Annotated in this window: 1 protein-coding gene; it reads right to left on the reverse strand. The window is 63.4% G+C overall.

Features of this window, described 5'->3' with window-relative positions; all coding sequences use genetic code 11:
- Positions 1-81: 81 nt before the first annotated feature.
- Positions 82-1,851, reverse strand: a complete 1,770-nt coding sequence (locus SY1_RS04890; RefSeq protein WP_208872895.1) for a BamA/OMP85 family outer membrane protein — start codon at positions 1,849-1,851, stop codon at positions 82-84.
- Positions 1,852-2,076 lie beyond the last annotated feature (225 nt).

Consider the following 2,076-nt stretch of genomic DNA (forward strand, 5'->3'; position numbering starts at 1 on the left):
AGTAGCGCGGACAGAAAAAGGAGCGTCGTCGCCGCCCTCAAGGGCCTCCGGCGGCGGGCGCCGCGCCCTCGCCCAAAACGGCTAGAACATATCGCCGAAGCCAAAGTACGTCTTGTTCTCGTCCTCGCCGTGCGCGTAGTCCACGCGCAGGTTGCCGAAGGGGGTCTTCACCCGGACGCCGATGCCGTAGTTGTCGTGGAGGTCGCCCCAGTCCATGGAGTTGCTGGCGTTCCCGACGTCGAAGAACCCCACCAGCGTGAAGTTGTCCTGCACGGGGAGCCGAAGCTCGAAGTTGCCCAGGAGGACGTTGCTGCCCTCGAAGGAGCGGCTGCTGTACCCGCGAAGCGTGTTCATCCCGCCGAGGGAATAGCGGGCGAAGGCGGGCAGTTCGTCGTTCGTGGCCGACCCGACGCGAAGCCGCGCGGCCAGGATGATGGGGTTCTCGTCGGTCCACGTCCCCTCGACGTCCACGACCCCCTCCACCAGCTTGTTCAAGGGCGCGTACCAGCGCAGCTGAGTCCAGTACTTCATGTAGTCGAACTCGCCGCCCAGCCCCTCGAAGGCCTTCTCCAGGGTCGTCTCCCACACGAGGCCCCTCGGATAGGGAAGGTAGGGGTCGCGCTTGTCCAGCGTGAACTGAAGCTCGGCCGTCTGATTGACGCCCTCCCACATCGTGAGGTCGTCGATGTAGCCCGGCACGGCGTTGTGGACGTCGTCGTAGCTGGTGTCCTCGTGGCGCAGCGTCAGGAACCAGCTCCAGTCCTCATTCTTGAACTTCCTGCCGATCCCTGCGTAGAACTGGGTGTTCTTCTCGTCGAACTCGAACTGGCGCTCTCCCTGACGGTAGTAATAGCGGTCGTCGTAGGTGCGGTAGCGCGCCCCCGCGCGCCACGCCCAGGTCTCGGAGTCCATATAGGGGCTGGACAGCGACAGCCAGTAGCTGGCCTCGTCGCCCTCGTCGAAGCCGATCTCGAAGTTGAGGCCCTTACCGAACAGGTTGGTGTCCCCGTAGGTCAGGCCGCCGCTCAAGCCGCTCTCGCTGCCGTAGGCCAGGTTCACCCCCACGGAGGCCGTGCGCTTCTCCTTCACGGTCAGGATGAGGTCCACCACGTCGTCCCGGTTCTCAGGGCTGTCGAAGGCAACGTTGACGTCTTCGAAGTAGCCCAGCCCCTGCAGCTTCCCCAGCTGGTAGCGGAAGCGCGTGACGTTGAAGAGGTCCCCCTCCTTCAGCTTGATCTCCCTCCGGATCACCCGCGTCCTCGTTCGGGTGTTGCCCTGGATGATGACGTCCCCCACCCTGGGTTCCAGGATCTTGACGCGGATGTCGCCGCCCTGCACCTGCACGTCCGACACGCGCACCATGACGTAGCCATCCGTGTGGTAGCGGTTCTGGATCCGATCCAGGTCGTTCCGAAAGAAGACGCGGTTGAAGACCGTCCCGACCTGGGAGAAGACCTCCTTCATCAGCTGCTCGCTCGTGTAGACGGTGTTGCCCTCGAAGACGATGGACTCTACGATCGGGTTCTCCCTGACGGAGAAGGTCACGGCGACCCCGTCCTGCTCCGGCGCGAGGTCTGCGTCCACGAAGGAGAAAAAGCCCTGGTTGTAGATCGCCTCAATGTCCTTCTGCAGCACGTCCCGATCCAGCGTCTGCCCTGCCTTCGTCGAGACGACGCCCAGGATGTAGTCCGACGTGACCTGGCTGTTCCCCGATACGCTCACCCTCGCGACGGACACGGCCTCCGCCTCTGCGGGCAGGCATAAGAGCACCATCGCCAGAGCCACCGCCAGGAAGCTCCATGCCGATCCGGGACGTCCTCCCGCGGAGCCCCTCATCAAAGTGCAGCTCAAAGGTCTTCCACTTCCTTTCAGAGTTCCCTCAAAACCTTTCAATATTTTAGACATCCCTAAAACGTTACGATATCAAAAAGCCTGGCGCGTCCGCATTCAGCCGTCCTCATCGCGCCTTGTCGATTCGGATCGCCGGCCCCTCGTTCCGCAGGGCCCTGGCTCCCGTCTGAAGCAGCAGGAACATCTTGTCGTAGGGCACCGCGTCCCCGTCCCGAGGGGCGGGGC

Origin of the sequence: Fretibacterium fastidiosum (genome assembly GCF_000210715.1) — a bacterium.
GTDB lineage: Bacteria > Synergistota > Synergistia > Synergistales > Aminobacteriaceae > Fretibacterium > Fretibacterium fastidiosum.